The organism is Stenotrophomonas rhizophila (genome assembly GCF_007667275.1).
In the GTDB taxonomy this organism is placed as follows: domain Bacteria; phylum Pseudomonadota; class Gammaproteobacteria; order Xanthomonadales; family Xanthomonadaceae; genus Stenotrophomonas; species Stenotrophomonas maltophilia_AE.
In genome coordinates, this window is sequence record NZ_VDQT01000007.1 from 21,470 (window position 1) to 47,567 (window position 26,098).

Genomic DNA, 26,098 nt, shown 5'->3' on the forward strand with positions numbered 1-26,098 from the left:
CAGACAAAGACATGGGTCCGAGCATAGTCCGATGCCGGGCCGCGGGCCGTCCGACCTTGGTCGTACGCGCAGCCGTGGGCTAGAACGGCACCGTCGAGTCGAAGCGCATGGCCTGCCCGCTCCGCGGATGGATGAACTGCAACCGGCACGCATGCAGGTGCACGCGTGCCGCCGGCGCCGCCCCGTACAGCACGTCGCCCACGATCGGATGGCCCAGGCTGGCCATGTGCAGGCGCAACTGGTGGCTGCGCCCGGTGACCGGCTCCAGCTCCACCCGGGTGCGCCGGCCGTCGAGGTCGCGGGCCAGCACCTGCCAGCGGGTCAGGGCCGGCTTGCCGGCGAGCAGGTCCACGCGCTGCTTCGGACGGTTCGGCCAGTCGACGATCAGCGGTAGGTCGACCTCGCCCGCATCGGCATCCAGCAGCCCCTCCACCACCGCCAGGTAGCGCTTGCCGACCTGGCGCTGCTGGAACTGCACCGACAGCGCGGCTTCGTTGGGCTTGCCGCGTGCATGCAGCAGCAGTCCGGAGGTGACCTGGTCGAGCCGATGCACGGTGAGTGCGTCGGGATACAGCGCCTGCAGGCGCGCGATGACGCAGTCCTGGTTTTCCGGAAGGCGACCGGGAACGGACAGCAGGCCGGCGGGTTTTTCCGCGACCAGCAGCGCGTCATCGATGTAGTGCAGCTGGATCATGGTGCCATGGTATGACGGATGCGAAACGGGGACGCCGAAGCGTCCCCGTCCAATGCGCGGTAGGCGATGACCGTTGGTCATCGCATGCGGTCAGCCCAGCAGGTGGGCGACGCCGGCGCGCTCTTCTTCCAGCTCGGCCAGGGTCTTGTCGATGTACTTCTGGCTGAAGTCGTCGACCGGCAGGTCCTTGACCAGGGTGTACTCACCGTTCTCGGTGGTCACCGCGAAGCCGAAGATCACGCCTTCCGGAATGCCGTAGGAACCGTCGGACGGCACGCCCATGGTGACCCACTTGCCATTGCTGCCCAGCACCCAGTCGCGCACGTGGTCGATGGCTGCGTTGGCGGCCGACGCAGCCGAGGACGAGCCGCGGGCTTCGATGATCGCCGCGCCGCGCTTGCCCACGGTCGGGATGAAGGTGCTGGCGTTCCATTCCTGGTCGTTGATCGCATCGGCGATCGAGGCGCCGTCGGCGGTGGCGAAGCGGTAGTCCGGGTACATGGTCGGGCTGTGGTTGCCCCACACCACCAGCTTCTCCATGCCACCGACCGGCTTGCCCAGCTTGGACGACAGCTGGCTCAGCGCACGGTTGTGGTCCAGGCGCAGCATGGCGGTGAAGTTGCGCGGGTTCAGGTCCGGCGCCGACTTCATGGCGATGTAGGCATTGGTGTTGGCCGGGTTGCCGACCACCAGCACCTTCACGTTGCGGCTGGCCACCTTGTTCAGCGCCGCGCCCTGCGCGGTGAAGATCTTGGCGTTTTCCAGCAGCAGGTCCTTGCGCTCCATGCCCGGGCCGCGCGGACGCGCGCCGACCAGCAGGGCGATGTCGGCATCCTTGAATGCCACTTCGGCGTCATCGGTACCGACCATGCCGGCCAGCAGCGGGAACGCGCAGTCTTCCAGTTCCATCATCACGCCGCGCAGCGCGGCCTGGGCCTTGTCGACCGGCAGCTCGAGCAGCTGCAGGATGACCGGCTGGTCCTTGCCCAGCATTTCGCCGGAGGCGATGCGGAACAGCAGGGCGTAGCCGATCTGGCCGGCGGCGCCGGTCACGGCAACACGAACAGGTGCTTTCATGGGGATTTCCTCTGCTAAGAAGCGGTGTGGGAGTGGCCACCGGGCGGGGAGAAACCTGGCGGGGCGGCCGTAAACGCGAAACGGCCTCCCGTCGAGGGAGGCCGTTATAGGGAATTACTGGGCCGGGATCAGCTTGTTCCACTCGGCCACGCGCTCGGCCTGGGCGGCCAGCACGGCGTCGGTGTCGCCTTCCAGGGTGATCGAGTGGATCACGTCGCCCTGCTTGACCGAGTCGACGATCGCCTGGCCGTCCAGGACCTGGCCGAACACGGTGTGCTTGCCGTCCAGCCAATCGGTCTTGATGTGGGTGATGAAGAACTGGCTGCCGTTGGTGTTCGGGCCGGCATTGGCCATCGACAGCGAGCCGACCTGGTGCTTCACGCCATTCTTCTCGTCCTCGAACTTGTAGCCCGGGCCGCCAGTACCACGACCCTGCGGGCAGCCGCCCTGGATCATGAAATCGGGGATGACGCGGTGGAAGATGAGGCCGTCATAGAAGCCCTTCTGGACCAGGTTCACGAAGTTGGCGACGGTCAGCGGCGCCTTGTCGGCGAACAGCTCGACCTTGATCGGGCCCTGCGTGGTGTCGAAAGTGGCGATGAGGGACATGTGGATCCTTGATTTTCGGGGGTTGTCGTCAGCCCATAAGGATACACCGGAGGGCCACGCCGGGCCCGCCTGACCATGGTCGAACCCGCCCGGTAGCGCCGGCCGTTGGCCGGCCCTCAGGTAGCCCCGGGCCACCCAGCGGCCGGCATTACCTGAATGGGCGAAAGGGAGTTTTCGCGTTTGGTCACGTTGCCCGTATAATGTTGGACTTCTTTTTCCAAATCCGGCGCCGACTGGCCCCCTTTCGCATGTCTATCGAAAATCTTCGCAACATCGCCATCGTCGCCCACGTCGACCACGGTAAGACCACCCTTGTGGACCAGCTGCTGAAGCAGTCCGGCACCCTCTCCGAGCGCACCGTGCTCGCCGAGCGCGTGATGGACAGCAACGACCAGGAAAAGGAGCGTGGCATCACGATCCTGGCCAAGAACACCGCCATCACCTGGGAAGACAAGCGCACCGGCGTCAAGAACCGCATCAACATCGTCGACACCCCCGGACACGCCGACTTCGGCGGTGAAGTGGAGCGCGTGCTGTCGATGGTCGACACCGTGCTGATCCTGGTCGACGCGATGGACGGCCCAATGCCGCAGACCCGCTTCGTGACCCAGAAGGCGTTTGCGATGGGCTTCAAGCCGATCGTGGTGGTCAACAAGGTCGACCGCCCGGGTTCGCGTCCGGATTGGGTGATCGACCAGGTCTTCGACCTGTTCGACAAGCTCGGCGCCACCAATGAGCAGCTCGACTTCCCGATCGTCTACGCCTCGGCCCTGAACGGTTACGCCGGCCTGGAAGACACCGTGCGCGAAGGCGACATGACCCCGCTGTACGAAGCGATCATGCAGCACGCGCCGAAGCCGGAAGTGGACCCGGAAGGCCCGTTCCAGATGCGCATCAGCCAGCTGGACTACAACAACTTCGTGGGCGTGATCGGCATCGGCCGCGTCCAGCGCGGCACCCTGAAGAAGAACATGCAGGTCGCGGTCATCGACCGTGAAGGCAAGAAGCGCAACGGGAAGGTCGCGCAGGTGCTGGGCTTCCTGGGCCTGGAGCGCATCGAGCAGGACAGCGCCGAAGCCGGTGACATCGTCGCCATCTCCGGCATCCCGGAGCTGACCATCTCCGACACCCTGTGCCACCCGGACACCCCCGAAGCGCTGCCGGCGCTGACCGTGGACGAGCCGACCATCTCGATGACCTTCCAGGTCAACAACTCGCCGTTCGCCGGCAACAAGGACCTGTCCGGTGGCAAGTTCCTGACCAGCCGCCAGATCAAGGACCGCCTGGACCGCGAACAGGTCCACAACGTGGCCCTGAAGGTCGAACAGCTGGAAGACGCCGACAAGTTCCTGGTCTCCGGCCGTGGCGAACTGCACCTGTCGGTGCTGATCGAGAACATGCGTCGCGAAGGCTATGAACTGGCCGTGTCGCGCCCGGAAGTGATCATCAAGCAGATCGACGGCCAGGCCATGGAGCCGATCGAGCAGCTGGTGGTGGACATCGAGGAAATCCACCAGGGCGGCGTGATGGAAAAGCTGGGCACCCGCAAGGGCGCGCTGAAGAACATGGAGCCGGACGGCAAGGGCCGCGTGCGCCTGGAATACATGATCCCGGCCCGTGGCCTGATCGGTTTCCAGAACGAGTTCAAGACCCTGACCCAGGGTTCGGGCCTGCTGTTCCACGTGTTCGACCACTACGGTCCGAAGGAACAGGGCGCGATCGCCAAGCGCATCAACGGCGTGATGATCGCCAATGCCCCGGGCGCCACCCCGGCGTACTCGCTGGGCCCGCTGCAGGAACGCGGCAAGCTGTTCGCTGCTGAAGGCGACAACGTGTACGAAGGCCAGCTGATCGGTATCCACTCCAAGGACAACGACCTGACCGTCAACGCGATCAAGACCAAGCCGCTGACCAACATGCGCGCTTCGGGCAAGGACGATGCGATCCAGCTGTCGCCGGCGATCAAGTACTCGCTGGAACAGGCCCTGGACTTCATCGAAGACGACGAGCTGGTCGAGATCACCCCGAAGGAGATCCGCCTGCGCAAGAAGTTCCTGACCGAAAGCGACCGCAAGAAGGCGTCGCGCGGCGGTTGATCGGACACTCGTGACCGACACTGCCTACAACCCGGATCCGCATCGGCATCCGGGGCTTCACCTGATCGCCTTGCTGGAAGCCAGCAAGGCGGTCCTGGCGCTGTTGGCTGCGACCGGGCTGGAAGTGCTCGGCCCGCAGCCCCTGCGCGATGGGGTCAATGCCCTGATCCGGCGTTTCAGCCTGGACCCGGATCACGGCACCCTGCCCTCGCTGCTCAACATGATCAGCCCTGATGCCGTCCACCTGGCCGCTGCGGCCATGGTTGCCTACGGCATCCTGCATCTTTTCGAGGCCTGGGGCCTCTGGCGCGCCAAGGCCTGGGCCTCCTGGCTGGGCTGCGTCACCGCCGGCATCTACCTGCCGTTCGACATCTACGCGATCATCCGCCACCCGGGCTGGGCCTCGTGGTCGGTGCTGGTGATCAACCTCATCGTGGTCGGGGTGCTCGCCCGCGACATCCGCAAACGCCATGGCCCGGCCGCACCGCTGGCCTGATAGTTGCCAAGCGCGGCGGACGCTGGTTAGCCTGAGCGCGGGTACCGGGGATACACGGATGCGCGTACCACTGACATCGCTTGCACTGGGCCTGGTTCTACTGGGCTGCACGCCCTCGCCTGGGCGGCTGTTCAACCAGGCGCACGCGGCCGCGCCGGCCGGGACGCCCTTCGTCTATGCAGAAACCGACATCACCCAGCTGCAGGCGGCCATGGCCGCGGGCGAGCTGGACAGCGTCACCCTGACCCGCGCCTACCTGGAGCGGATCGCCAGCCTGGACCGTGCCGGACCGCGCCTCAACGCGGTGCTGGAGCTCAACCCGGATGCGCTGAAGGAAGCCGCCGCGCTGGATGCCGAACGCCGCCGTGGGCAGCTGCGCGGCCCCCTGCACGGCATTCCGCTGCTGCTCAAGGACAACATCGGTGCCCGCCCGATGGGGACCAGTGCCGGCGCGCTGGTGCTGACCGGGTTCCGCCCCGACGATGCCTTCCTGGTCACCCGGCTGCGCGCGGCCGGGGCGCTGATCCTGGGCAAGGCCAACCTCAGCGAGTGGGCCAACTTCCGCTCAAGCGCGTCGGTGTCCGGCTGGAGCGCACGCGGTGGCCAGACCCGCAACCCTTACCGCCTCAATTACAGCCCCTGCGGTTCCAGCAGCGGCAGCGCGGTGGCGGTGTCAGCGAACCTGGCCGCGGCGGCGGTAGGTACCGAAACCGACGGCAGCATCGTCTGCCCGGCGGCGATGAACGGCGTGGTGGGCCTGAAGCCCACCGTGGGGCTGGTCAGCCGCGATGGCATCGTGCCGATCTCCTTCAGCCAGGACACCGCCGGGCCGATTGCACGCAGCGTGGCCGACGCCGCCGCGCTGCTGACCGCGATGGCCGGCCGCGATGATGCGGACCCGGCCACCGCGACCATGCCCGGTCGCGCGGTATACGACTACACCGCGCGCCTGACCCCCGATGGCCTGCGCGGCGCCCGCATCGGCGTGCTGCACGGCCCGCTGGACCAGCAGCCCGGCGTGGCGCCGGCCCTGCAGCACGCGATCGGCGTGCTGCGCGATGCCGGTGCGGTGGTGGTGCCGGTCGAACTGCCGACGCAGGGCCAGTGGGAAGACGCTGAACGCGTGGTGCTGCTGCATGAGTTCAAGGCCGGCCTGCAGCGCTACCTGGTCCGCCACCAGGCGCCGGTGCGCGACCTGGACGCGATCATCGCCTACAACCGTACGCATGCCGACAAGGAGCTGGTGCTGTTCGGCCAGGACCTGATGGAAAGCGCCGCGCAGGCCGACGGACTGGGCAGCCCGGCGTACATCGCCGCGCGCACCCAGGCGCGCCGGCTGGCTGGACCCGAGGGCATCGACGCGGTGCTCAAGGCCGAACGGCTGGACGCGCTGGTGGCGCCGACCACCGGCGCCGCGTGGCCGATCCGTGCCGGCAAGGGCGATGATTTCCCGGGTGGAAATTACAGCGCCGCCGCGGTGGCAGGCTACCCGAGCCTGACCGTGCCCATGGCGCACGTAAACGGTCTGCCGCTGGGGTTGCTGTTCATGGGCACGGCCTGGAGCGAGCCCAGGCTGATCGAACTGGCCTACGACTACGAGCAGCGCACGCGGGCCCGGCGGCCGCCCAGGTTCGGGACCGAGGCGTCGTTGCCGTAGCAATGCGTACCGACCAACGGTCGGCACCTACCGCATGTCGCCGACATCTTCGGTCGCGCACGACCGATGGTCGCCGACCTCGTCGATCGCCCACGGCCATGGGTCGCCGATACCTCGGTAGCGCACGACCGTTGGTCGTGCGCCGCATCAACGCACGGGTTCCTCCGTCGCCACCACTGCCGGCGGACCATCTTCGGCACCCGGCGAACGCACGTCGTCGGCCGGCTGCGACCGCGGACCGCGGGTGGCCGGGTCGGGGCGATCCAGTATCTCCGCCCGCGTGCGCGGCAGCGCCTGCGGGTACTCGCGGGCGAGGAAATCGAGCATGCGCTCGCGCACGATGCAGCGCAGGTCGAAGGCGTCGCCGGAATTGCGCGCGCTGACCAGCAGGCGCACCTGCAGTGTGTGTTCGCTGGTTTCGGTCACCTGGGTCACGCAGACGCGGCCATCCCACAGGCTTTCGCCTTTGCAGATGCGCTCGAGCTCGGCGCGGATGGCCACGATCGGGGCGCGGTAGTCCAGCCACAGGAACGCGGTGCCCAGCAGGTCGGCGCTCCGCCTGGTCCAGTTCTGGAACGGGTTCTCGATGAACCAGGTCAACGGCACCACCATGCGCCGTTCGTCCCAGATCCGCACCACTACGTAGCTGCTGCCGATCTCTTCCACCCGCCCCCACTCGCCTTCGACGATCACCACATCGTCCAGCCGGATCGGCTGGGTCAGCGCGATCTGCAGGCCGGCGATCAGGTTGCCGAATACGGGCTTGGCCGCGATGCCGGCCACCAGGCCGATGATGCCGGCCGAGGCCAGCAGTGCGGTACCGATCTGGCGCACCATCGGGAAGGTCAGCAGCACCATCGATGCGCCGACCAGGATGATCGCGCCCATCAGCACGCGACTGAGCACGCGGGTCTGGGTCTGGATGCGACGCGCGGCCAGGTTGTCGGCCACTTCCATCGGGTTGTCGCGCAGGATGGCCTGTTCGCCGGCGGCGACGGCACGCACCAGCAGCCAGATGAAGCACGCGGTCAGGCCGATGTGCAGGAGGCGCAGCGACTGGTCGAGCCAGCGGCCCTCCAGGGGCGTGGCTTCGAGTGCCGGGATCAACACCAGCAACGGCAGGGCGAAGGCCAGCGGCCGACTGATCACGCGCGCGATGCGCGCGCGGCGGTAGTCGCGCCCCTTGAGCCGGCGGGTGAGCAGCATCAATGCCCACCACCCGCTGATACCGATCGCAAGCGCGATCCCGATCGGCCACAGATACGCGGCCGCCATCTGCCAATCCACGTGCATGCACGCTCCCGTGTTGATCACAAAGGGAGCCCTAGCGTGCCAGACACGACATGACCGGAGCGTAGAGCCAAGCCCTGCGTGGCTGCGCGGCGCCGGAACGGAGAGCAGCAACGCAGGGCGTGGCTCTACGCTTCGTTCTGGCACCGCGGGGACACGCATGGCGTGTCGCTACGGCACGAAGACCTTACCCGGTCAGCCGCCCTGCTTGCGCACGATGGCCATGGCGATCTCAAGCGACTGGTCGTAGTTCAGGCGCGGATCGACCGAGGAACGGTAGGCGCGCTCCAGGTCGCGCTCGGTCAACTCGCGTGCGCCACCGGTGCACTCGGTGACATCCTCGCCGGTCAGCTCCAGGTGCACGCCACCGAGACGCGTGCCTGCGGCGGCGTGCAGGTCGAAGGACATTTCCACTTCGCTGCGCACGTTGTCGAAGCGGCGGGTCTTGAAGCCGTTGCTGGTGCTTTCGGTATTGCCGTGCATGGCGTCGCAGACCCACAGCACGCGCCGCCCGTCGCGCTTTACCGCGTCAAGCAGCGGCGGCAGTTTCTCGGCGATCTGGGCGGCGCCCATGCGGTGGATGAAGCTTAGGCGGCCGGGCTCGTCATCGGGATTGAGCACGTCGATCAGGCGCAGCAGCTGGTCGGGCTGCACGGATGGACCGACCTTGATGGCGATGGGATTGCGCACGCCACGCAGGTATTCAACGTGGGCGCCATCGAGCGCGGCGGTACGCATGCCGATCCACGGGTAGTGCGTGCTCAGGTTCAACCAGCCATGCTGGCGCGGGACCTGGCGGGTCAGCGCCTGCTCGTACGGCAGCAGCAGGGCTTCGTGCGAGGTGTAGAAATCGATCCGGTTGAGGTTGTAGACCTGGGCGCCGGACAGGGTTTCCATGAAGCGCACGGCATCGCCGATGGACGAGACCATCTTCTGGTAATCGGTGGCCAGCGGCGAATGCCGCACCCACTCCAGGTTCCAGTACTCGGGGTGGTGCAGGTCGGCGAACCCGCCATCGATCAGGGCGCGCACGAAGTTCATGGTCATGGCCGAGTGCGCGTGGGCCTGCAGCATGCGCCGCGGGTCGGGCAGGCGCGCGGCTTCGGTGAACTCGGGGGCGTTGATCACGTCGCCCCGGTAACTGGGCAGGGTCACGCCATCGCGGGTCTCGGTGTCGGCCGAGCGCGGCTTGGCATACTGGCCAGCGAAGCGGCCGACGCGGATGACCGGTTTGCGCATGCCATGCACAAGGACCAGGCTCATCTGCAGCAGGACTTTGAGCCGGTTGGAGATGGTGGTCGATTCGCAGTCGCTGAAGTTTTCGGCGCAGTCGCCGCCCTGCAGCAGGAAGCGCTTGCCCTCCTGGGCGTCGGCGAGCTGCTGCTTGAGCGAGAGGATCTCCCAGGACGTCACCAGCGGCGGCAGGCGCTTGAGCTCATGCAATGAGGCATCGAGCGCGACCGGATCCGGGTAAGTGGGCATCTGCAGCGCGGGCCGGCCGCGCCAGCTCTCGGGCGACCAGTCGGTCGGCACGGAAGCGTTGGGGGTGGCGCGGTCGGAGGCAGTCATCGGAATATCCAGGAGAACAACGGAAAGGAATCAGTGGCGACGGGCAGGACGGCGGAACGAGACCACCAGCGCCCACAGGCCCAGCAGCGAGAACCACACCAGGCTCCACATCGGCATGGTCAGGCCGAGGAAGGTCCAGTCGATGTTGCCGCAGTTGCCGGTACCGGTAAGCACGGTGCGGAACACTTCGAACGGCCCCATGGTCTCACTCAGGAACGACAGCGGCGGGCCGCAGCTGGAGCCCATGTCCTGCGGCAGCATCTGCACGTACACATGGCGCCCGGCGATGCCGATGCCCACGGCGGCGGCAATGAAGGCCAGCACGCCATAGGTGATGCGCCCAGGCCGGTCGCGCGGCCCATGCAGGGCGCCGATCAGGAACAGCAGGCCCAGCGCGGCGAAGGCGATGCGCTGGAAGATGCACAACGGGCACGGTTCCAGCCCCATCTTCAGCTGCAGCCAGATGGCATAGCCAAGCAGTGCGGCACAGACCAGGAACCCCAGCAGGAACTGGGCGCGGTAATTCCAGCGCAATGGATTCATTGCCAACACTCGTGAAAGTCCAGGAAGCAAGATTAACAGGGTGCCGCGCGGTTCATGCTGCGGCGGGTGGCCGTATATCGGCCCGGTGGGCCATACGGTCTGTTTCAAACACCGGGGTGAACTACCGGTCGTATCGCCGGGCTCCGCCCGGCTGCTGTTGGTTTTGGGCGAACAGCCGCGCAGCCGAAGCGTCCACTGCCCGGCCGTGCCGGGTGCGGGTTTGCGGGGTCGCCGCAAGTACGTCCTTGTAGGCTAAGCAGCGCCATCCATGGCGCCGATTCCCCCGCAAACCCGCCCCCGCCACGGCCCCGAAGTAGCGTCGGTATGCACAGGGCCCATCGACCGGGCGTGGGAGGTCGCGGCCTGATGGATGCCGGGCACGCCCGGCCCTGCTTCGATGACGAACAGCCGGCGGCGAAGCGGCAACCGGGACCAAGACCAACACCGGGATCGGTACCGGGACTGTGACTGGACTTGCGACTTCGATTCGGGGAACGACGCTGACTGGGACTGCGAAGGGACCTGACAACCGGGAACCGGCGCCGGGCATCGCGAGAACGCGAGAACGCAAATCCGCGAATCCCAGAAAACCCCACCAAGTAGCGCCGGGCTCTGCCCGGCTGCCTGCCGAAGACGAAGGCGGGCGCAGCCCGAGCCTCCGCCAGATTGCGGCCTCCCCTGCCCGGCCATGAGGCCCTATGCGCACCGACCAGCTTGAGGGTCCCGGCCGGGGCGGGTTTGCGGGGGAATCAGCGCCATGGATGGCGCTGCTTAGCCTACATGGACGTACTTGCGGCGACCCCGCAAACCCGCACCGGCCGGGGCCGGGCCAGGGAGTCGTCGCCGCGCGGCTGTTCGCCTGAAAGCCAGAGCAGCCGGGCAGAGCCCGGCTCTACGCAGGCCTGCTAGTCCCGCCGTTTGCCACAAAAGAAAAACCCGGCGCAGGGCCGGGTTCTTCAGCAAAACTTGGGGTGCAGCGCGTCGATTATTCTTCGACGGCTTCAGCCACGGCGGCCGGACGGTCGACCAGTTCGACGTAGGCCATCGGCGCGTTGTCGCCGGCGCGGAAACCGCACTTCAGCAGGCGCAGGTAGCCGCCCGGACGGTTCGCGTAACGCGGGCCCAGGGTGGTGAACAGGTTGCCGACGGCTTCGTTGTCGCGCAGGCGGGCGAAGGCCAGACGACGGTTGGCGACGGAGTCGACCTTGGCCAGGGTGATCAGCGGCTCGGCGACGCGGCGCAGTTCCTTGGCCTTCGGCAGGGTGGTCTTGATCAGCTCGTGCTTGAACAGCGACGCGGCCATGTTCTTGAACATTGCTTCGCGGTGGGCGCTGGTGCGGCTGAACTTGCGGCCGGACTTCATGTGACGCATGGGACTATTCCTTCAAAAATAATGTTGGATCGGTTGGGTTTCGCTGTCGCCTTCCCGGCGTTGCTGCTTGGACTGCGGATGGTCCGGTGCCGGCCCTCCTGGCCGACCGTCACCGCAGGCTGGTGCCTGTCGGTGCGAGGTGCTGCGGGTAAAGCCCCCGCACCCGAAGGTGCGGGGTGAAACGTCTGCTTCGCTGGATCAGCCGAGCATGCCGTGCTGGGCGACACCGGCCGGCGGCCAGTTCTCCAGCTTCATGCCGAGCGAAAGACCGCGCTGGGCGAGGACTTCCTTGATCTCGGTCAGCGACTTCTTGCCGAGGTTCGGGGTCTTGAGCAGTTCCACTTCGGTCTTCTGGATCAGATCGCCGATGTAGTAGATGCTCTCGGCCTTCAGGCAGTTGGCCGAACGCACGGTCAGTTCCAGGTCGTCGATCGGGCGCAGCAGCACCGGATCCACGCCGTTGTTGGCCGGCTTGGCCGCACCGCGGTCGCGGTGGGTGAAGTCACCGAAGACCGACAGCTGATCGCTGAGGATGTCGGCGGCGGTGCGCACGGCTTCCTCGGCATCGATCGTGCCGTTGGTTTCGATGTCCAGCACCAGCTTGTCCAGATCGGTACGCTGTTCGACGCGGGCCGCTTCCACCGAATAGGCGACGCGACGGACCGGCGAGAACGAAGCGTCCAGGACCAGACGACCGATGGCACGGGTTTCTTCATCCGGACGACGACGCGCGGCGGCCGGCTGGTAGCCGAAACCACGCTCGATCTTCAGGCGCATGTTGACTGCCGTGTCCTTGGTCAGGTGGCAGATGACATGATCCGTGTTGAGGATCTCGACGTTGTGGTCGACCTTGATATCGGCAGCGGTCACGACACCCGGACCCTGCTTGGACAGCGACAGCGTCGCGCTGTCACCGGTGTGCATACGGATCGCCACGTCCTTCAGGTTGAGCAGGACTTCAAGCACGTCCTCCTGCAGACCTTCAAGGGTGGTGTACTCGTGCAGAACGCCGTCGATCTCGACTTCCGTGATGGCGAAGCCCGGGATGGACGACAGCAGCACGCGACGCAGGGCATTGCCCAGCGTATGCCCGTAACCACGCTCCAAGGGTTCGATAACGACCTTGGCGCGGGTGTCGGTAAGGCGTTCGATCTGCGGACCACGAGGACGCAGAACCTGGTTGGCGGTAACCGTCATGTTGCGGGTTCTCCTAGTGAACCCCCGGCCGTCGCCGGGGGCTCTCCAATGTGAATTACTTCGAATACAACTCGACGATCAGCGCTTCGTTGATATCCGCAGGCAGGTCCGAACGATCCGGCACGGCCTTGAAGATGCCGGCGAACTTGCCCGCATCCACTTCGATCCACGACGGGCGCAGGTCATGCGTGCTGGACACGGTCAGCGCTTCCTGCACGCGAAGCTGCTTGGCAGCCTTCTCGGACAGGGCAACAGCATCGCCAGCCTTGACCTGGTACGAAGCCAGGTTGACCGACTTGCCGTTGACCGTGACACCGCGGTGCGAGACCAGCTGACGGGCAGCCGGACGGGTCACAGCGAAGCCCATGCGGTAGACAACGTTGTCCAGGCGGGTTTCCAGCAGCTGCAGGAGGTTCTCGCCGGTGTTGCCCTTCTTGGTCGAGGCCTTCTTGTAGTAGTTGCGGAACTGACGCTCCAGCAGACCGTAGATACGCTTGACCTTCTGCTTTTCACGCAGCTGGGTGGCGTAGTCGGACAGCTTGCCCTTGCGGGCGGTCGCGCCGTGCTGGCCGGGCTTCTGCTCCAGCTTGCACTTGGAGTCCAGCGCACGGGCCGGGCTCTTGAGGAAAAGGTCGGCGCCTTCGCGGCGGGCGAGCTTACAGGTAGGACCGATATAACGAGCCATTTCTTATCGCTCCTTTAGACGCGACGCTTCTTCGGCGGACGGCACCCGTTGTGCGGGATAGGCGTCACGTCGATGATGTTGGTGATCTTGTAGCCCACGTTGTTCAGCGAGCGCACGGCCGACTCACGACCCGGACCCGGGCCCTTGATGCGGACTTCCAGGGACTTGACGCCGTAGTCGAGCGCGGCGCGGCCGGCCTTCTCGGCAGCCACCTGGGCAGCGAACGGGGTGGACTTACGCGAACCGCGGAAGCCAGCGCCACCGGACGTCGCCCACGACAGAGCGTTGCCCTGGCGGTCGGTGATGGTCACGATGGTGTTGTTGAAAGAAGCGTGGACGTGGGCAACGCCGTCAGTGACGACGCGCTTGATCTTCTTCTTGGTCTTAGCGACGGGCTTAGCCATTTCTTAGGTCCCTTACTTCCTGATCGCCTTGCGCGGGCCCTTGCGGGTGCGGGCGTTGGTACGGGTGCGCTGACCACGCAGCGGCAGGCCGCGACGGTGACGCAGACCGCGGTAGCAGCCCAGGTCCATCAGGCGCTTGATCGCGATACCGATTTCACGGCGCAGATCGCCTTCCACGATGTACTTGGCCACTTCCGAGCGCAGACGCTCGATTTCCGGCTCCGACAGATCGCGGATCTTGGTGGTCGAGGTCACGCCTGCAGCGTCGCAGACCTTCTTCGAACGGGTACGGCCGATGCCGTAAATGCTTTGCAACCCGACCCAGACGTGCTTCTGGGCTGGCAGGTTGACGCCTGCAATACGCGCCATGACGCGGTTCTCCAGCTGAGTGATGGCCGACAGCGCACCCGGGGGGCGCCGATCCGGCAGGATGTATCCAAAAGTGAACTAGCGATACTAACAAGGTTCCGGTTTACATGGAAGCCCGTGAAACCTGAAAGGTTTCATGGACCCGGCCCAGGGAGTGTGCCCAGGCTCCGGCGCCGGACCAGGTTGACCGCGGTGAAAAGGCCCTTGCGAGCCTTTCCCCGGTGTCGCCCGCGCTACTCCAGCGCGGAACCACCCGATCTCACCCCCACCCGGAACCGCTGCAGGGGCCGCCCTTCGTTTGTGTGGCCAGGTCCGCGAAGCGGAGGACCATCACGTCAGGAAGACGAAAGTATAACAGGCCAATCAGCCGCGGGCAAAACCGCCGCGGTTGCCGCCCTTCAGGTTGGCCTTCTTCAGAAGGCTCTCGTACTGGTGCGACATCAGGTGCGCCTGGATCTGCGCAATGAAGTCCATCACCACCACCACCACGATCAGCAGCGAGGTGCCGCCGAAGTAGAACGAGGCATTCAGCTGCGTGCGCATGATTTCCGGCAGCAGGCAGACGATCACCAGGTAGGCCGAGCCGGCCGCGGTCAGGCGGGTCAGCACGCCGTCGATGTAATCAGCGGTGGCCTTGCCCGGACGGATGCCCGGGATCAGCGCGCCCGACTTCTTCAGGTTGTCGGCGGTTTCCTGCGAGTTGAACACCAGCGCGGTATAGAAGAACGCGAAACCGGTGATCAGCGCCGCGAACACGATCATGTGCAGCGGCTCGCCCGGACCCAGGGCGTTGGCGACCTTCTGCAGCCAGGTAGCCGAGCTGGCCTGGCCGGACCACATGGCCAGGGTGGTCGGGAACGCCAGGATGCTGGAGGCGAAGATGGCCGGGATCACACCCGCCATGTTCAGCTTCAGCGGCAGGAACGAGGTCTGGTTCATGTACGCGTTGCGGCCGCCCTGGCGACGTGCGTAGTTCACCGTGATGCGGCGCTGGCCGCGTTCGACGAACACCACGAAGAAGGTGAAGGCCAGCACCACCAGCGCGATCAGCAGCAGCTGGATGAACTGCAGGTTGCCTTCGCGGAACGCATCGAAGGTGTGGATGACCGCGCCCGGCAGGCCGGCGACGATGCCGGCGAAGATGATCAGCGACACACCGTTGCCGATGCCACGCTCGGTGACCTGCTCGCCAACCCACATCAGGAAGATGGTACCGGCGGTCAACGCGACCACCGCGGTGAGCACGAAGCCCATGCCCGGGGCGTAGACGACCGGCGCACCGGTCGGGGACAGCTGGTTCTGCAGCGCCAGCGCAATGCTGCCGCCCTGCACCACCGCCAGCAACACGGCGCCGATGCGGGAATATTGGGTGATCTTGCGGCGACCGGACTCACCTTCCTTCTGCATCGCCTTGAGCGCGGGGAAGATGTGGACGGCCAGCTGCATCACGATGGACGCCGAGATGTACGGCATCACGTTCAGCGCGAAAATGCTGAAGCGGTGCAGGGCGCCGCCCGAGAACATGTTGAACATGTCCACGATACCGCCGCCCTGCGCCTCCATCAGCGCAAGCATGGCATCGGGATTGACGCCCGGCACCGGCACATAACAGCCGATGCGGTAGACGATCAACGCCCCGACGACGAACAGCAGACGCTGGCGAAGTTCCGTGAACTTGCCGAGCCCGCCGCCCAGGTTACCAATGCCCGCTTGCGCCATGTCTTACTCCTGTACGCTGCCGCCGGCAGCTTCGATCGCGGCCTTGGCACCGGCCGTTGCTGCGACGCCCTTCAGGGTGAAGGCCTTGGTCAGGCCGCCCTTCATGACGATCTTGGCCTTCTTGGCCGTGCTCGGGACCAGCTTCGCAGCGCGCAGCGCGGCGAAATCGATCTCACCGGCTTCCAGGCGATCCAGCTGGTAGGACAGCACTTCCGCGGTGTCCTTGGCCATCTTGGAACGGAAGCCGATCTTCGGCAGACGGCGCTGCATCGGGGTCTGGCCGCCTTCGAAGCCAGCCTTGATCTTGCCGCCACCCTTACGGGCGAACGAGCCCTTGTGGCCGCGGCCGGCAGTCTTGCCCAGGCCAGAGCCGATACCGCGGCCGACGCGGGTGCGTTCGGTGCGGGCGCCCGGTGCCGGGCTCAGTTCATTGAGACGCATGGTCATTGGATTATTCCTCAACCTTGACGAGGTAGTGGACCTTGTTGATCAGACCGCGAACCTGCGGGCTGTCCTTCAGTTCACGCACATCGTTGAGCTTGTTCAGGCCCAGCGCCTTCACCGACAGGCGGTGACGCGACTGGGAGCCACGCAGGCCACGCACCAGGCGGACCTTGACAGTCTTGACGGTGTCATTAGCCATGGTTGAGATCCTCCACCTTCTTGCCGCGCTTGGCCGCGATGCGGGCCGGCGACTGCATTTCGGACAGACCCTTCAGGGTGGCACGAACCAGGTTGATCGGGTTGCGCGAACCGACGGCCTTGGCCAGCACGTTCTTCACGCCCACCGCTTCCAGCACGGCGCGCATGGCACCACCGGCGATCACACCGGTACCTTCCGAGGCCGGCATCATGAACACGCGGGCTGCGCCGTGGCCGGACTTCACCGGGTGCCACAGGGTGCCGTTGTTCAGATCGACGTCGGCCAGGTTCTTGCGGGCCTGCTCCATCGACTTCTGGATGGCGACCGGCACTTCGCGCGCCTTGCCATAACCGAAACCGACCTTGCCTGCGCCGTCACCGACCACGGTCAGTGCGGTGAAGGTGAACTGGCGGCCGCCCTTGACGGTCTTGCTGACGCGGTTGACCGCGACCAGCTTTTCGATCATGCCGTCGTCGACTTTCTCTTCGCGGTTACGGTCGCGATCGCGACCCCGCTGATGACGTTCTTCTGCCATGTTGATTCCTTGATTGATTGGGTATGTACGGCTCGGGGCCGCTTATAGCTGTGGAATGAAGCGGTGGATCGAGCGCCCCTGCAGAAGAAGGACGTCGCCCGGCACAACCCGTGCCGGCAGGCAGGCGGAAGCGGGGACCAGCCCCGCTTCCTTATCCCTTAGAACTGCAGGCCGCCTTCGCGGGCTGCATCGGCCAGTGCCTTGATGCGGCCGTGGTAGCGGTAGCCCGAGCGGTCGAACGCGACCTTCTCGATGCCCGCAGCCTTGGCGCGCTCGGCAACCAGCTTGCCGACCTTGGCGGCGGCGTCGCTGTTCTTGCCGTTCTTCAGGCCTTCCTTGACGTCGGCCTGGGTGGTGTTGGCAGCTGCCAGCACCTTGGAGCCGTCGGCGGTGAAGACCTGGGCGTACAGGTGCTGACCGGTGCGCAGCACCGACAGACGCGGCACGCCGAGGACACGGATGTGTGCGCGGGTGGACTTGGCGCGACGCAGGCGAGCAATGTTCTTGTTCATGATATTTATCCTTGAAAGCTGAAGACGTGGCTACTCCCCCATCAGGGGACTCGCGCTTAGGCCTTCTTGGCTTCCTTACGAATGATGACTTCGCCGGCGTACTTCACACCCTTGCCCTTGTAGGGCTCCGGCGGACGGTAACCACGGATCTTGGCGGCGACTTCGCCGACCAGCTGCTTGTCGGTGCCCTGGACCAGGATTTCGGTCTGGGTCGGGGTCGACAGCGTGATGCCTTCCGGCGCCACGTACAGGACCGGGTGCGAGAAACCGAGCGACAGGTTCAGGTCCTTGCCCTGCATGGCGGCACGGTAACCGACGCCGACCAGCTCGAGCTTGCGCTCGAAGCCTTCGGTGACGCCCTTGACCATGTTGGCCAGGATGGCGCGCACGGTGCCGGTCAGGGCAACCAGGTCGTCATTGCTGGCGGACAGGGTGGCAACGCCGTCGGCGACGGAGATTTCGATACCGGCGACCTTCGGCAGCGACAGGGTGCCCTTCGGGCCCTTCACGCTGACGGATTCCGGCTGGATGTTCAGTTCAACGCCCTTGGGCAGGTTGACCGGCTTCTTGGCTACGCGGGACATAGGTTTCTCCTTCTCGCCTTAGGCCACGAAGCACAGGACTTCGCCGCCGACGCCCAACTGGCGCGCCTGCGCATCAGTCATGATGCCCTTGGAGGTGGAAATGATTGCGATGCCCAGGCCGTTGAGGACCTTCGGCAGCTCGGACTTGCCACGGTACTGGCGCAGACCCGAACGCGAGAAGCGCTTCAGGGTCTCGATGACCGGCTTGCCCTCGAAGTACTTCAGGACGATTTCAAGCTCGGCCTTGTTGTTCTCGGTCTTGGTCACGCGCAGGTCGGTGATGTAGCCCTCGGCCTTCAACACTTCTGCGATTGCAACCTTGATCTTGGAGGACGGTGCCTTCACCGTCTGCTTGCCAACCGCGGCCGCATTCTTGATGCGTACCAGCAGGTCGGCGATGGGATCAGTCATGCTCATAGTCGATACCTTTGAGTGCACCGATATCCGCTTTCGCGAAAATCTTGCTGTTTTTTTGAATGCCTGGATGGGCCAGGACCCTGTGTAACGTGAATCGGCCGACCAGAGGCCAGCCCACCCCCTGCCCCTGACGAGGCAAGACCGGGAGTATACGACAAAAAGAGCCCGACTTGCGTCGGACTCTCTTTTTCGGGATGAACCTGAACAGCCGGCCCATCCCCTGCCCCGCGCCGTGAGGCGCGGTCCAGGTGGAAGGGATTACTCCCTTACCAGCTTGCCTTGCGCAGGCCCGGCACGTCGCCGCGCATGGTGGCTTCGCGCAGCTTGTTGCGGCCGAGGCCGAACTTGCTGTACACGCCACGCGGACGGCCCGACAGTTCGCAACGGTTGCGGTGGCGGCTCGGCGACGAATCGCGCGGCAGCTTCTGCAACTTGATCACGGCCTGTTCCTTCTCTTCGTACGAAGCGGTCGTGCTGGAGATGATCTTCTTCAGCTCTTCACGCTTGCCGGCGTACTTGACGGCCAGCTTCGCACGCTTCAGGTCGCGGTTGACCATGGAGGTCTTTGCCATTTCGGAATCCTCGACGTATCAGTTACGGAACGGGAACTTGAACGCTGCGAGCAGCGCCTTCGCTTCCGCGTCGGTCTTGGCGGTGGTGGTGATGGCGATATCCATGCCGCGGATCGCGTCGACGGCGTCGAAGTCGATTTCCGGGAAGATGATCTGTTCCTTCACACCCATGTTGAAGTTGCCACGACCGTCGAAGGAACGACCCGAGACACCACGGAAGTCGCGCACGCGCGGCAGCGAGATGTTGATCAGGCGGTCCAGGAACTCATACATCTTGGCGCGACGCAGCGTGGTCTTGCAGCCGATCGGCCAACCATCGCGGATCTTGAACGAAGCCACCGAGACACGGGACTTGGTCACGATCGGCTTCTGGCCGGAGACCTTGGCCATGTCGGCGACGGCATTTTCCAGGATCTTCTTGTTGGTCGCCGCTTCGCCGACACCCATGTTCAGGGTGACCTTGACCAGCTTCGGGACCTGCATCGGATTGGTGTAGCCGAACTGCTTCATCAGCGCCGGCACCACTTCTTCCTGGTAGAACTTTTCCAGACGGGAAGTCATCTTCTCATTCCTCAGGCGTCGAGCGCCTCACCGCTGGAGCGGAACACACGCAGTTTGCGTCCATCCTCCAGCACCTTGAAGCCAACGCGCTCGCCCTTGCCCGAAGCCGGGTTGAGCACATTCACGTTGGAGATATGGATCGACGCTTCACGCTCGACCACGCCGCCGGCAACGCCTGCCTGCGGGTTCGGCTTGGTGTGGCGCTTGACGATGTTCACGTTGGCGACGATCACACGATCGCCGTCGACGCGGACGACTTCGCCCTGCTTGCCCTTGTCCTTGCCGGTGTTGACGACGACCTGGTCGCCCTTCTTGATACGGTTAGCCATGATTATCTCCTGTCGCTCACAGCACTTCGGGAGCGAGCGAGACGATCTTCATGAACTTCTCGGAACGAAGTTCACGGGTCACCGGCCCGAAGATGCGGGTGCCGATCGGCTCTTGCTTGTTGTTGAGCAGGACCGCGGCGTTGCCGTCGAAACGGATCAGCGAGCCATCGGCGCGACGCACACCCTTGCGGGTACGCACCACGACGGCGTCATACACTTCACCCTTCTTGACCTTGCCGCGCGGAATTGCATCCTTCACGGTGACCTTGATGATGTCGCCGATGCCGGCGTAACGGCGCTTGGAACCACCCAGCACCTTGAAGCACATCACCTGCTTGGCACCGGAGTTATCCGCGACATCAAGGTAGCTCTGCATCTGGATCATGATTCAGATCTCCTTATTGAGCCGCACGCGTGATGACTTCCACCACGCGCCAGTTCTTGGTCTTGGACATCGGAGCAATTTCGGTCACGCGCACGACATCACCTTCGTTGCAGGTGTTGTCGGCATCGTGAGCGTGCAGCTTGGTCGAACGCTTCAAGTACTTGCCATACAGCTTGTGCTTGACCAGGCGTTCCACCAGCACGGTGACCGTCTTGTCCATCTTGTTGCTGACGACACGGCCTTCGACCGTGCGCAGCGCCTTGTTTTCAGTATTGTCGCTCATCGCGGCCATCCTTACTTTTTGCTGCCGAGCAGGGTCTTGACGCGAGCAATCTCGCGGCGGACCCGGCGGGTTTCGTGAGTCTTCGGCAGCTGCCCGGTGACCTGCTGCATACGGAGCGAGAACTGCTCCTTACGCAGGTCGGTCAGGTGGGACTTCAGATCGTCAGCCGACTTTTCGCGAAGTTGTTTGATATCCATCACATCACCGTCCGGGTCACGAAAGTGGTGGTCACGGAGAGCTTGGCTGCTGCCAGGCGGAACGCCTCGCGTGCCACGTCTTCTGCCACACCCTCAATTTCATAGATCATGCGGCCGGGCTGGATCTGGGCGACCCAGTATTCCACGTTGCCCTTACCAGAACCCATTCGGACTTCGATGGGCTTCTTGGTGATCGGCTTGTCCGGGAACACTCGGATCCACATCTTGCCACCGCGCTTGACGTAGCGGCTGATCGAGCGGCGGGCCGCTTCGATCTGGCGCGCGGTCAGCTGACCGTGGGCGGTTGCCTTCAGGCCGTATTCGCCGAAGCTGACAGCGTTGGCGCTCCAGCTCAGGCCATCGTTACGGCCCTTGTGTACCTTGCGGTACTTGGTTCGCTTGGGTTGCAACATTGTCGTTACCTCGCTTCACGGGCCGGGCGCTGACGGTCACCGCGGTCGCCGCGATCGTTACGATCGTTGCGCGACGGGGTGTCGTCCTGCTTTTCCTGGCCAACCTGGGAGAAATCGAAAACCTCGCCCTTGTAGATCCAGACCTTGATGCCGATGATGCCGTAGGTCGTCTTGGCTTCAGCGAAGCCATAGTCGATGTCGGCACGCAGCGTGTGCAGCGGCACGCGGCCTTCGCGGTACCACTCCGAACGGGCGATTTCAGCACCGTTCAAGCGGCCACCGACGTTGACCTTGATGCCCAGGGCACCGAGGCGCATCGCGTTGCCGACCGAGCGCTTCATGGCGCGGCGGAACATGATGCGACGCTCCAGCTGCTGCGCGATCGACTCGGCAACCAGCTGTGCGTCCAGCTCGGGCTTGCGCACTTCGGTGACGTTGATGTGCGCCGGGACGCCCATCATTTCGCTCACTTCCTTGCGCAGCTTCTCGATGTCCTCGCCACGCTTGCCGATCACCACGCCCGGACGGGCGGTGTGGATCGTCACGCGGGCGGTCTTGGCCGGACGCTCGATGAGGATCTTGCTGATGCCGGCCTGCGCGAGCTTCTTGCGCAGCATGTCCCGCACCTTCAGGTCGGCCGCCAGGTAACCAGCGAACTCGGCCTTGTTGGCGTACCACTTGGAGTTCCAGTCCTTGGAAATGCCGAGGCGGATACCAATCGGATGAACTTTATGACCCATGGTGTTTTCCTTTCCGCTTACTTGCCGGCGCCCACAACCACAGTGATGTGGCTGGTGCGCTTGAGGATGCGGGTGCCGCGGCCTTTCGCCCGCGCCATGAAACGCTTCAGGGTCGGACCTTCATCAACCATGATGGTCTGAACCTTCAGCTCGTCGACGTCGGCGCCCTGGTTGTTCTCGGCATTGGCAATAGCCGACTCCACCACCTTCTTGATCAGGTGGGCAGCCTTCTTGTCCGAGAACTTCAGCAGGTTGACCGCACGCTCGGCCGGCAGGCCGCGCACCTGGTCAGCGACCAGGCGGGCTTTCTGCGCAGAGATGCGCGCGGAGCGCAGGATTGCTTTCGCTTCCATTGTCATCTCTCCTTACTTGCCCGACTTCTTGTCACCACCGTGACCCTTGAAGGTCCGGGTGATGGCAAATTCGCCGAGCTTGTGGCCGACCATGTTCTCGTTGACGAGCACCGGAACGTGGTTCTTACCGTTATGAACGGCGATGGTGATGCCTACCATTTCCGGCAGGATCATCGAACGGCGCGACCAGGTCTTGATCGGCTTCTTGCTACCCGCAGCGGCCTCCACCTTCTTGACGAGGTGGTGATCGACGAACGGGCCCTTCTTGAGTGAACGTGCCATGGTCGATTAGCCCCTACGATCGCGGACGATGAATTGCTGGGTGCGCTTGTTCTTGCGCGTCTTGTAGCCCTTGGTCGGGACACCCCACGGGGTGACCGGATGCGGGTTACCCTGGCCGGCCTTCGCCTCACCACCACCGTGCGGGTGGTCAACCGGGTTCATGGCAGCACCACGAACGGTCGGGCGGACACCGCGCCAGCGCTTGGCGCCAGCCTTGCCCAGCTTTTCCAGGTTGTGCTCGTCGTTACCGACTTCACCGATGGTGGCGCGGCACTCGACGGGGACCTTGCGCATTTCACCCGAGCGCAGGCGCAGGGTGGCGAACTGGCCTTCGCGAGCGACGAGCTGCACGGCAGCGCCGGCGGCACGCGCGATCTGGGCACCCTTGCCCGGCTTCAGTTCGATGCCGTGGACAGTGGTACCGACCGGGATGTTACGCAGCGGCAGGGTGTTACCGGCCTTGATCGGCGCATCCGAACCCGCGATCACCTGGTCACCGGCCTTCAGGCCCTTCGGTGCGATGATGTAGCGGCGTTCGCCGTCGACGTAGCACAGCAGGGCGATATGGGCGGTGCGGTTCGGATCGTATTCGATGCGTTCCACGCGCGCCGGAATGCCTTCCTTGTTGCGCTTGAAGTCGATCAGACGGTAATGCTGCTTGTGACCACCGCCCACGTGACGGGTGGTGATGCGACCGTGGTGGTTACGACCACCGGAATTGCTCTTCGGCTCCAGCAACGCTGCGTGCGGTGCGCCCTTGTGCAGATCGGGCGTAACCACGCGCACGGCCGAACGGCGGCCGGGGGAAGTGGGCTTGAATTTCATCAATGGCATGGGATGTACCTCAGGCCTTGGCCGTTACATCGATGGACTGGCCATCGGCGAGACGCACGTATGCCTTGCGCCAATCGCCGCGGCGGCCGTTGCGGTTACGGAAGGACTTGTTCTTGCCCTTCACGTTCAGCACGTTGACCGCTTCGACCTTGACGTCGAACAGCTGCTCGACCGCGGCCTTTACATCGGCCTTGGTGGCTTCGTTCGAGATCTCGAAGACATACTGGTTGGAATGTTCCTGCAGGCGCGCGGTCTTTTCGGAGACTCGCGGGGCACGCAGCACGCTGAAGACTTTTTCGTTGCTGTTCATGCCAGCCACTCCTCGACCTTCTTGACCGCATCCGCGGTGATGACGACCGTGTCGGCACCGACCAGCGACACCGGGTCCAGGCCCTGCACGTCACGCACTTCCACGTAGGGAACGTTGCGCGCCGACAGGTACAGGTGCTCGGAGGCTTCCTCGGTGACGATCAGCGGGCGCTTGCCCACTTCCAGGCCGGCCAGCTTGGCGATCAGACCCTTCGTGCTGGTCGCTTCGACGTCGAAGGACTCCACGATGGTCAGGCGGCCCTGGCGGTTCAGCTCGGACAGGATCGCGCACATGGCGGCACGGTACTGCTTGCGGTTGACCTTCTGCTCGAAGCTGCGCGGCTTGGCCGCGAAGGTGACACCGCCGCCGACGAAGATCGGAGCCGTCAGCGCGCCATGACGCGCACCGCCGCCCTTCTGCTTCTTCGACTTCTTGGTGGTACCAGCCACTTCAGAGCGAGTCTTCTGTGCCTTGGTGCCGGCGCGACCGGCGTTGCGATAGGCGACGACGACCTGGTGGACCAGATCTTCGCTGAAATCGCGACCGAACACGGCATCGGAGACCGAGACCTTGTTGTTGCTACCCGTGATAACGAGTTCCATCGTCATCTCTCCTTATGCCTTGCTAGCCGGACGCACGATCACGTCACCACCCGCAGCGCCAGGCACGGCGCCACGAATCGCGATCAGACCGCGCTCGACGTCGACCTTGACAACTTCCAGGTTCTGCGTGCTCTGCTGCACGGCACCCATGTGGCCCGACATCTTCTTGCCCGGGAAAACGCGACCCGGGGTCTGGCGCTGGCCCAGCGAACCCGGCGCGCGATGCGACAGCGAGTTACCGTGGGTTGCATCGCCCATACGGAAGTTGTAGCGCTTGATGGTGCCCTGGAAGCCCTTACCCTTGGTGACACCCTGGACGTCGACCTTCTGGCCAACTTCGAAGATGTCCGCCTTGACTTCGCCGCCAACGGCGAAATCGCCGAGCTGCGCGTCTTCAACGCGGAATTCCCACAGGCCACGACCCGCTTCCACCTTCGCCTTGGCGAAGTGGCCGGCTTCCGGCTTGTTGACCAGGGCAGCGCGACGCGCGCCGACGGTCACCTGCACGGCGCTGTAGCCGTCGGCTTCGACGGTCTTGATCTGCGCGATGCGGTTCGGGGTTGCCTCAATCAGGGTCACCGGGATGGCGCGGCCATCTTCGGTGAACACGCGGCTCATGCCAGCCTTGCGGCCCACGAAGCCCAACGAATATTTCTTCGTCATGGTCGTAGTCCTCAGGTCAGCTTGATCTGAACGTCGACGCCGGCAGCCAGTTCGAGCTTCATCAGCGCGTCCACGGTCTTGTCGTTGGGGTCGACGATATCGAGCACGCGCTTGTGCGTGCGGGTCTCGTACTGGTCACGCGCGTCCTTGTCGACGTGCGGGGAAACGAGAATGGTGTAACGCTCGATCTTGGTCGGCAGCGGGATCGGGCCACGCACTTGCGCGCCGGTCCGCTTTGCCGTTTCTACGATCTCGCTGGCCGAACGGTCGATCAAACGATGATCGAACGCCTTCAACCGAATCCGGATCTTTTGGTCCGCCATGACGGTGGGTTCCTTCGTTAAAAGAGCGACGGACAAGGCCTCTGGGTTGCCTTGTCCCATGAATATCCTGAATGCGGACGCCGCGCATTCCTGCGCGGCGACAAGATCTTTCCGTAGACCTCAAAAATCGAGGCAGACCGGTCTCCCGATCTGCCCAGACAAAAAGTATAGCGCGCATGCAACACAGCGGTCAACAGGGGTCCTGTTGACATGCCTGAATGGCGCGACCCTTCCTGGTCTGGGGAACACGAGGTGCGTCCTGCGCCTCTTTTCCCGTTTTGATACGCCCCGATGCCCTACCCAGGCAACATCGGGGCGCAGATTCTAGCAGATTACGCGACGATCTTGGAGACCACGCCGGCGCCGACGGTACGACCGCCTTCGCGGATCGCGAAGCGCAGGCCTTCGTCCATGGCGACCGGGTTGATCAGCTCGACGGTCATCTTGACGTTGTCACCCGGCATCACCATTTCCACGCCTTCCGGCAGGTTGGCCTTGCCGGTGATGTCGGTGGTGCGGAAGTAGAACTGCGGGCGGTAGCCGTTGAAGAACGGGGTGTGGCGGCCGCCTTCGTCCTTCGACAGCACGTACACTTCGCCTTCGAAGGTGGTGTGCGGCTTGATCGAACCCGGCTTGGCCAGGACCTGGCCACGCTCGACGTCGTCACGCTTGGTGCCGCGCAGCAGCAGACCGGCGTTGTCGCCTGCCTGGCCCTGGTCCAGCAGCTTGCGGAACATTTCCACGCCGGTCACGGTGGTCTTCTGGACCGGACGGATACCGACG

Annotated in this window: 37 protein-coding genes; 3 read left to right on the forward strand and 34 right to left on the reverse strand. The window is 64.6% G+C overall.

Translation table 11 applies throughout. From position 1 onward, the window contains the following. Positions 1 to 79 precede the first annotated feature (79 nt). The 3 genes from FSZ13_RS17875 to FSZ13_RS17885 all read right to left on the reverse strand — a co-directional run bounded on the left by FSZ13_RS17875 (position 80) and on the right by FSZ13_RS17885 (position 2,380). Positions 80 to 694 (reverse strand): RluA family pseudouridine synthase, encoded by a 615-nt coding sequence (locus FSZ13_RS17875; protein WP_145481780.1) that lies wholly within the window; start codon positions 692 to 694, stop codon positions 80 to 82. Positions 695 to 784: 90 nt separating this feature from the next. After that, positions 785 to 1,771, reverse strand: a complete 987-nt coding sequence (locus FSZ13_RS17880) for a malate dehydrogenase (RefSeq protein WP_145481781.1) — start codon at positions 1,769 to 1,771, stop codon at positions 785 to 787. A gap of 114 nt (positions 1,772 to 1,885) precedes the next feature. After that, a complete protein-coding gene (locus tag FSZ13_RS17885; RefSeq protein WP_145481782.1) occupies positions 1,886 to 2,380 on the reverse strand; it encodes a peptidylprolyl isomerase in 495 nt (164 codons plus the stop codon). 248 nt (positions 2,381 to 2,628) lie between these two features. Between FSZ13_RS17885 and typA the strand changes: the two genes are divergently transcribed. The 3 genes from typA to FSZ13_RS17900 are packed head-to-tail and all read left to right on the forward strand — an operon-like array spanning position 2,629 to position 6,629. Beyond that, the gene (gene typA / locus FSZ13_RS17890; RefSeq protein ID WP_145481783.1) at positions 2,629 to 4,476 is read left to right on the forward strand and encodes a translational GTPase TypA; all 1,848 of its coding nucleotides are present in this window, start codon (positions 2,629 to 2,631) and stop codon (positions 4,474 to 4,476) included. Positions 4,477 to 4,486: 10 nt separating this feature from the next. After that, complete coding sequence (locus FSZ13_RS17895; protein WP_145481784.1) at positions 4,487 to 4,972, forward strand: DUF2127 domain-containing protein; 486 nt, start codon at positions 4,487 to 4,489, stop codon at positions 4,970 to 4,972. A gap of 58 nt (positions 4,973 to 5,030) precedes the next feature. Beyond that, entirely contained in the window at positions 5,031 to 6,629 is a 1,599-nt protein-coding gene (locus FSZ13_RS17900) for an amidase (protein WP_145481785.1), read from the forward strand. A gap of 147 nt (positions 6,630 to 6,776) precedes the next feature. On the opposite strand, the gene FSZ13_RS17905 is transcribed toward FSZ13_RS17900, so the two are convergent. From FSZ13_RS17905 to FSZ13_RS18055, 31 genes are all read right to left on the reverse strand, one after another. After that, complete coding sequence (locus tag FSZ13_RS17905) at positions 6,777 to 7,922, reverse strand: mechanosensitive ion channel family protein (protein WP_145481786.1); 1,146 nt, start codon at positions 7,920 to 7,922, stop codon at positions 6,777 to 6,779. A gap of 192 nt (positions 7,923 to 8,114) precedes the next feature. Further along, positions 8,115 to 9,488 carry a class II 3-deoxy-7-phosphoheptulonate synthase gene (locus FSZ13_RS17910; protein ID WP_145481787.1) on the reverse strand — a complete coding sequence of 458 codons (1,374 nt, stop codon included), beginning with the start codon at positions 9,486 to 9,488 and terminating at the stop codon, positions 8,115 to 8,117. A gap of 30 nt (positions 9,489 to 9,518) precedes the next feature. Further along, entirely contained in the window at positions 9,519 to 10,031 is a 513-nt protein-coding gene (locus tag FSZ13_RS17915) for a disulfide bond formation protein B (RefSeq protein ID WP_145481788.1), read from the reverse strand. Positions 10,032 to 11,016: 985 nt separating this feature from the next. Next, on the reverse strand, positions 11,017 to 11,403 hold the full coding sequence (gene rplQ / locus FSZ13_RS17920) for a 50S ribosomal protein L17 (protein ID WP_068849483.1): 387 nt from the start codon (positions 11,401 to 11,403) through the stop codon (positions 11,017 to 11,019). Between the two features lie 198 nt (positions 11,404 to 11,601). After that, positions 11,602 to 12,600, reverse strand: a complete 999-nt coding sequence (locus tag FSZ13_RS17925; protein WP_068849481.1) for a DNA-directed RNA polymerase subunit alpha — start codon at positions 12,598 to 12,600, stop codon at positions 11,602 to 11,604. Between the two features lie 55 nt (positions 12,601 to 12,655). Next, entirely contained in the window at positions 12,656 to 13,285 is a 630-nt protein-coding gene (rpsD, locus tag FSZ13_RS17930; protein ID WP_145481789.1) for a 30S ribosomal protein S4, read from the reverse strand. 14 nt (positions 13,286 to 13,299) lie between these two features. Then, positions 13,300 to 13,689, reverse strand: coding sequence for a 30S ribosomal protein S11 (rpsK, locus tag FSZ13_RS17935; protein ID WP_017355427.1), 390 nt, complete (start codon positions 13,687 to 13,689; stop codon positions 13,300 to 13,302). A 12-nt stretch (positions 13,690 to 13,701) separates the two neighbouring features. Further along, a complete protein-coding gene (gene rpsM / locus FSZ13_RS17940; protein ID WP_017355426.1) occupies positions 13,702 to 14,058 on the reverse strand; it encodes a 30S ribosomal protein S13 in 357 nt (118 codons plus the stop codon). Positions 14,059 to 14,421: 363 nt separating this feature from the next. Beyond that, entirely contained in the window at positions 14,422 to 15,777 is a 1,356-nt protein-coding gene (gene secY, locus FSZ13_RS17945) for a preprotein translocase subunit SecY (RefSeq protein WP_145481790.1), read from the reverse strand. Positions 15,778 to 15,780: 3 nt separating this feature from the next. Next, positions 15,781 to 16,224: a 50S ribosomal protein L15 gene (rplO, locus tag FSZ13_RS17950; protein WP_102944243.1), complete on the reverse strand. Its 444-nt coding sequence runs from the start codon at positions 16,222 to 16,224 to the stop codon at positions 15,781 to 15,783. 4 nt (positions 16,225 to 16,228) lie between these two features. Next, positions 16,229 to 16,420, reverse strand: a complete 192-nt coding sequence (rpmD, locus tag FSZ13_RS17955) for a 50S ribosomal protein L30 (RefSeq protein WP_145481791.1) — start codon at positions 16,418 to 16,420, stop codon at positions 16,229 to 16,231. After that, entirely contained in the window at positions 16,413 to 16,955 is a 543-nt protein-coding gene (gene rpsE / locus FSZ13_RS17960; RefSeq protein WP_145481792.1) for a 30S ribosomal protein S5, read from the reverse strand. The genes rpmD and rpsE overlap by 8 nt, the downstream gene beginning before the upstream one ends. A gap of 158 nt (positions 16,956 to 17,113) precedes the next feature. Next, positions 17,114 to 17,467: a 50S ribosomal protein L18 gene (rplR, locus tag FSZ13_RS17965; protein ID WP_019186158.1), complete on the reverse strand. Its 354-nt coding sequence runs from the start codon at positions 17,465 to 17,467 to the stop codon at positions 17,114 to 17,116. 56 nt (positions 17,468 to 17,523) lie between these two features. Next, complete coding sequence (gene rplF, locus FSZ13_RS17970) at positions 17,524 to 18,051, reverse strand: 50S ribosomal protein L6 (RefSeq protein WP_145481793.1); 528 nt, start codon at positions 18,049 to 18,051, stop codon at positions 17,524 to 17,526. 18 nt (positions 18,052 to 18,069) lie between these two features. Further along, positions 18,070 to 18,468 (reverse strand): 30S ribosomal protein S8, encoded by a 399-nt coding sequence (gene rpsH, locus FSZ13_RS17975; protein WP_145481794.1) that lies wholly within the window; start codon positions 18,466 to 18,468, stop codon positions 18,070 to 18,072. Between the two features lie 266 nt (positions 18,469 to 18,734). After that, a complete protein-coding gene (gene rpsN / locus FSZ13_RS17980; RefSeq protein WP_068849472.1) occupies positions 18,735 to 19,040 on the reverse strand; it encodes a 30S ribosomal protein S14 in 306 nt (101 codons plus the stop codon). 18 nt (positions 19,041 to 19,058) lie between these two features. Next, positions 19,059 to 19,601: a 50S ribosomal protein L5 gene (rplE, locus tag FSZ13_RS17985; RefSeq protein WP_145481795.1), complete on the reverse strand. Its 543-nt coding sequence runs from the start codon at positions 19,599 to 19,601 to the stop codon at positions 19,059 to 19,061. Between the two features lie 11 nt (positions 19,602 to 19,612). Continuing rightward, positions 19,613 to 19,930, reverse strand: coding sequence for a 50S ribosomal protein L24 (gene rplX, locus FSZ13_RS17990; protein WP_017355416.1), 318 nt, complete (start codon positions 19,928 to 19,930; stop codon positions 19,613 to 19,615). A 16-nt stretch (positions 19,931 to 19,946) separates the two neighbouring features. After that, the gene (rplN, locus tag FSZ13_RS17995; protein ID WP_010483978.1) at positions 19,947 to 20,315 is read right to left on the reverse strand and encodes a 50S ribosomal protein L14; all 369 of its coding nucleotides are present in this window, start codon (positions 20,313 to 20,315) and stop codon (positions 19,947 to 19,949) included. Between the two features lie 13 nt (positions 20,316 to 20,328). Then, entirely contained in the window at positions 20,329 to 20,598 is a 270-nt protein-coding gene (gene rpsQ / locus FSZ13_RS18000) for a 30S ribosomal protein S17 (protein ID WP_145481796.1), read from the reverse strand. A gap of 11 nt (positions 20,599 to 20,609) precedes the next feature. Further along, positions 20,610 to 20,795 carry a 50S ribosomal protein L29 gene (rpmC, locus tag FSZ13_RS18005; protein ID WP_145481797.1) on the reverse strand — a complete coding sequence of 62 codons (186 nt, stop codon included), beginning with the start codon at positions 20,793 to 20,795 and terminating at the stop codon, positions 20,610 to 20,612. Then, on the reverse strand, positions 20,795 to 21,208 hold the full coding sequence (gene rplP, locus FSZ13_RS18010; RefSeq protein ID WP_070209008.1) for a 50S ribosomal protein L16: 414 nt from the start codon (positions 21,206 to 21,208) through the stop codon (positions 20,795 to 20,797). Before rplP ends, rpmC begins: the two co-directional genes overlap by 1 nt. Before the next feature lie 5 nt (positions 21,209 to 21,213). Further along, a complete protein-coding gene (rpsC, locus tag FSZ13_RS18015) occupies positions 21,214 to 21,948 on the reverse strand; it encodes a 30S ribosomal protein S3 (protein ID WP_068849461.1) in 735 nt (244 codons plus the stop codon). A 17-nt stretch (positions 21,949 to 21,965) separates the two neighbouring features. Further along, positions 21,966 to 22,301, reverse strand: a complete 336-nt coding sequence (rplV, locus tag FSZ13_RS18020; protein WP_017355410.1) for a 50S ribosomal protein L22 — start codon at positions 22,299 to 22,301, stop codon at positions 21,966 to 21,968. A 12-nt stretch (positions 22,302 to 22,313) separates the two neighbouring features. Further along, entirely contained in the window at positions 22,314 to 22,583 is a 270-nt protein-coding gene (gene rpsS, locus FSZ13_RS18025) for a 30S ribosomal protein S19 (RefSeq protein WP_017355409.1), read from the reverse strand. A gap of 6 nt (positions 22,584 to 22,589) precedes the next feature. Beyond that, positions 22,590 to 23,417, reverse strand: a complete 828-nt coding sequence (rplB, locus tag FSZ13_RS18030) for a 50S ribosomal protein L2 (RefSeq protein WP_145481798.1) — start codon at positions 23,415 to 23,417, stop codon at positions 22,590 to 22,592. Positions 23,418 to 23,427: 10 nt separating this feature from the next. Beyond that, on the reverse strand, positions 23,428 to 23,727 hold the full coding sequence (gene rplW, locus FSZ13_RS18035; protein WP_145481799.1) for a 50S ribosomal protein L23: 300 nt from the start codon (positions 23,725 to 23,727) through the stop codon (positions 23,428 to 23,430). Then, positions 23,724 to 24,329, reverse strand: coding sequence for a 50S ribosomal protein L4 (rplD, locus tag FSZ13_RS18040; RefSeq protein ID WP_102944279.1), 606 nt, complete (start codon positions 24,327 to 24,329; stop codon positions 23,724 to 23,726). Before rplD ends, rplW begins: the two co-directional genes overlap by 4 nt. Positions 24,330 to 24,341: 12 nt before the next feature. After that, positions 24,342 to 24,992, reverse strand: coding sequence for a 50S ribosomal protein L3 (gene rplC, locus FSZ13_RS18045; RefSeq protein WP_102944250.1), 651 nt, complete (start codon positions 24,990 to 24,992; stop codon positions 24,342 to 24,344). A gap of 11 nt (positions 24,993 to 25,003) precedes the next feature. Continuing rightward, positions 25,004 to 25,315: a 30S ribosomal protein S10 gene (rpsJ, locus tag FSZ13_RS18050; protein WP_010341589.1), complete on the reverse strand. Its 312-nt coding sequence runs from the start codon at positions 25,313 to 25,315 to the stop codon at positions 25,004 to 25,006. Positions 25,316 to 25,647: 332 nt separating this feature from the next. Next, on the reverse strand, positions 25,648 to 26,098 hold a 451-nt coding region (locus FSZ13_RS18055), incomplete at its 5' end, for an EF-Tu/IF-2/RF-3 family GTPase (RefSeq protein ID WP_260844236.1).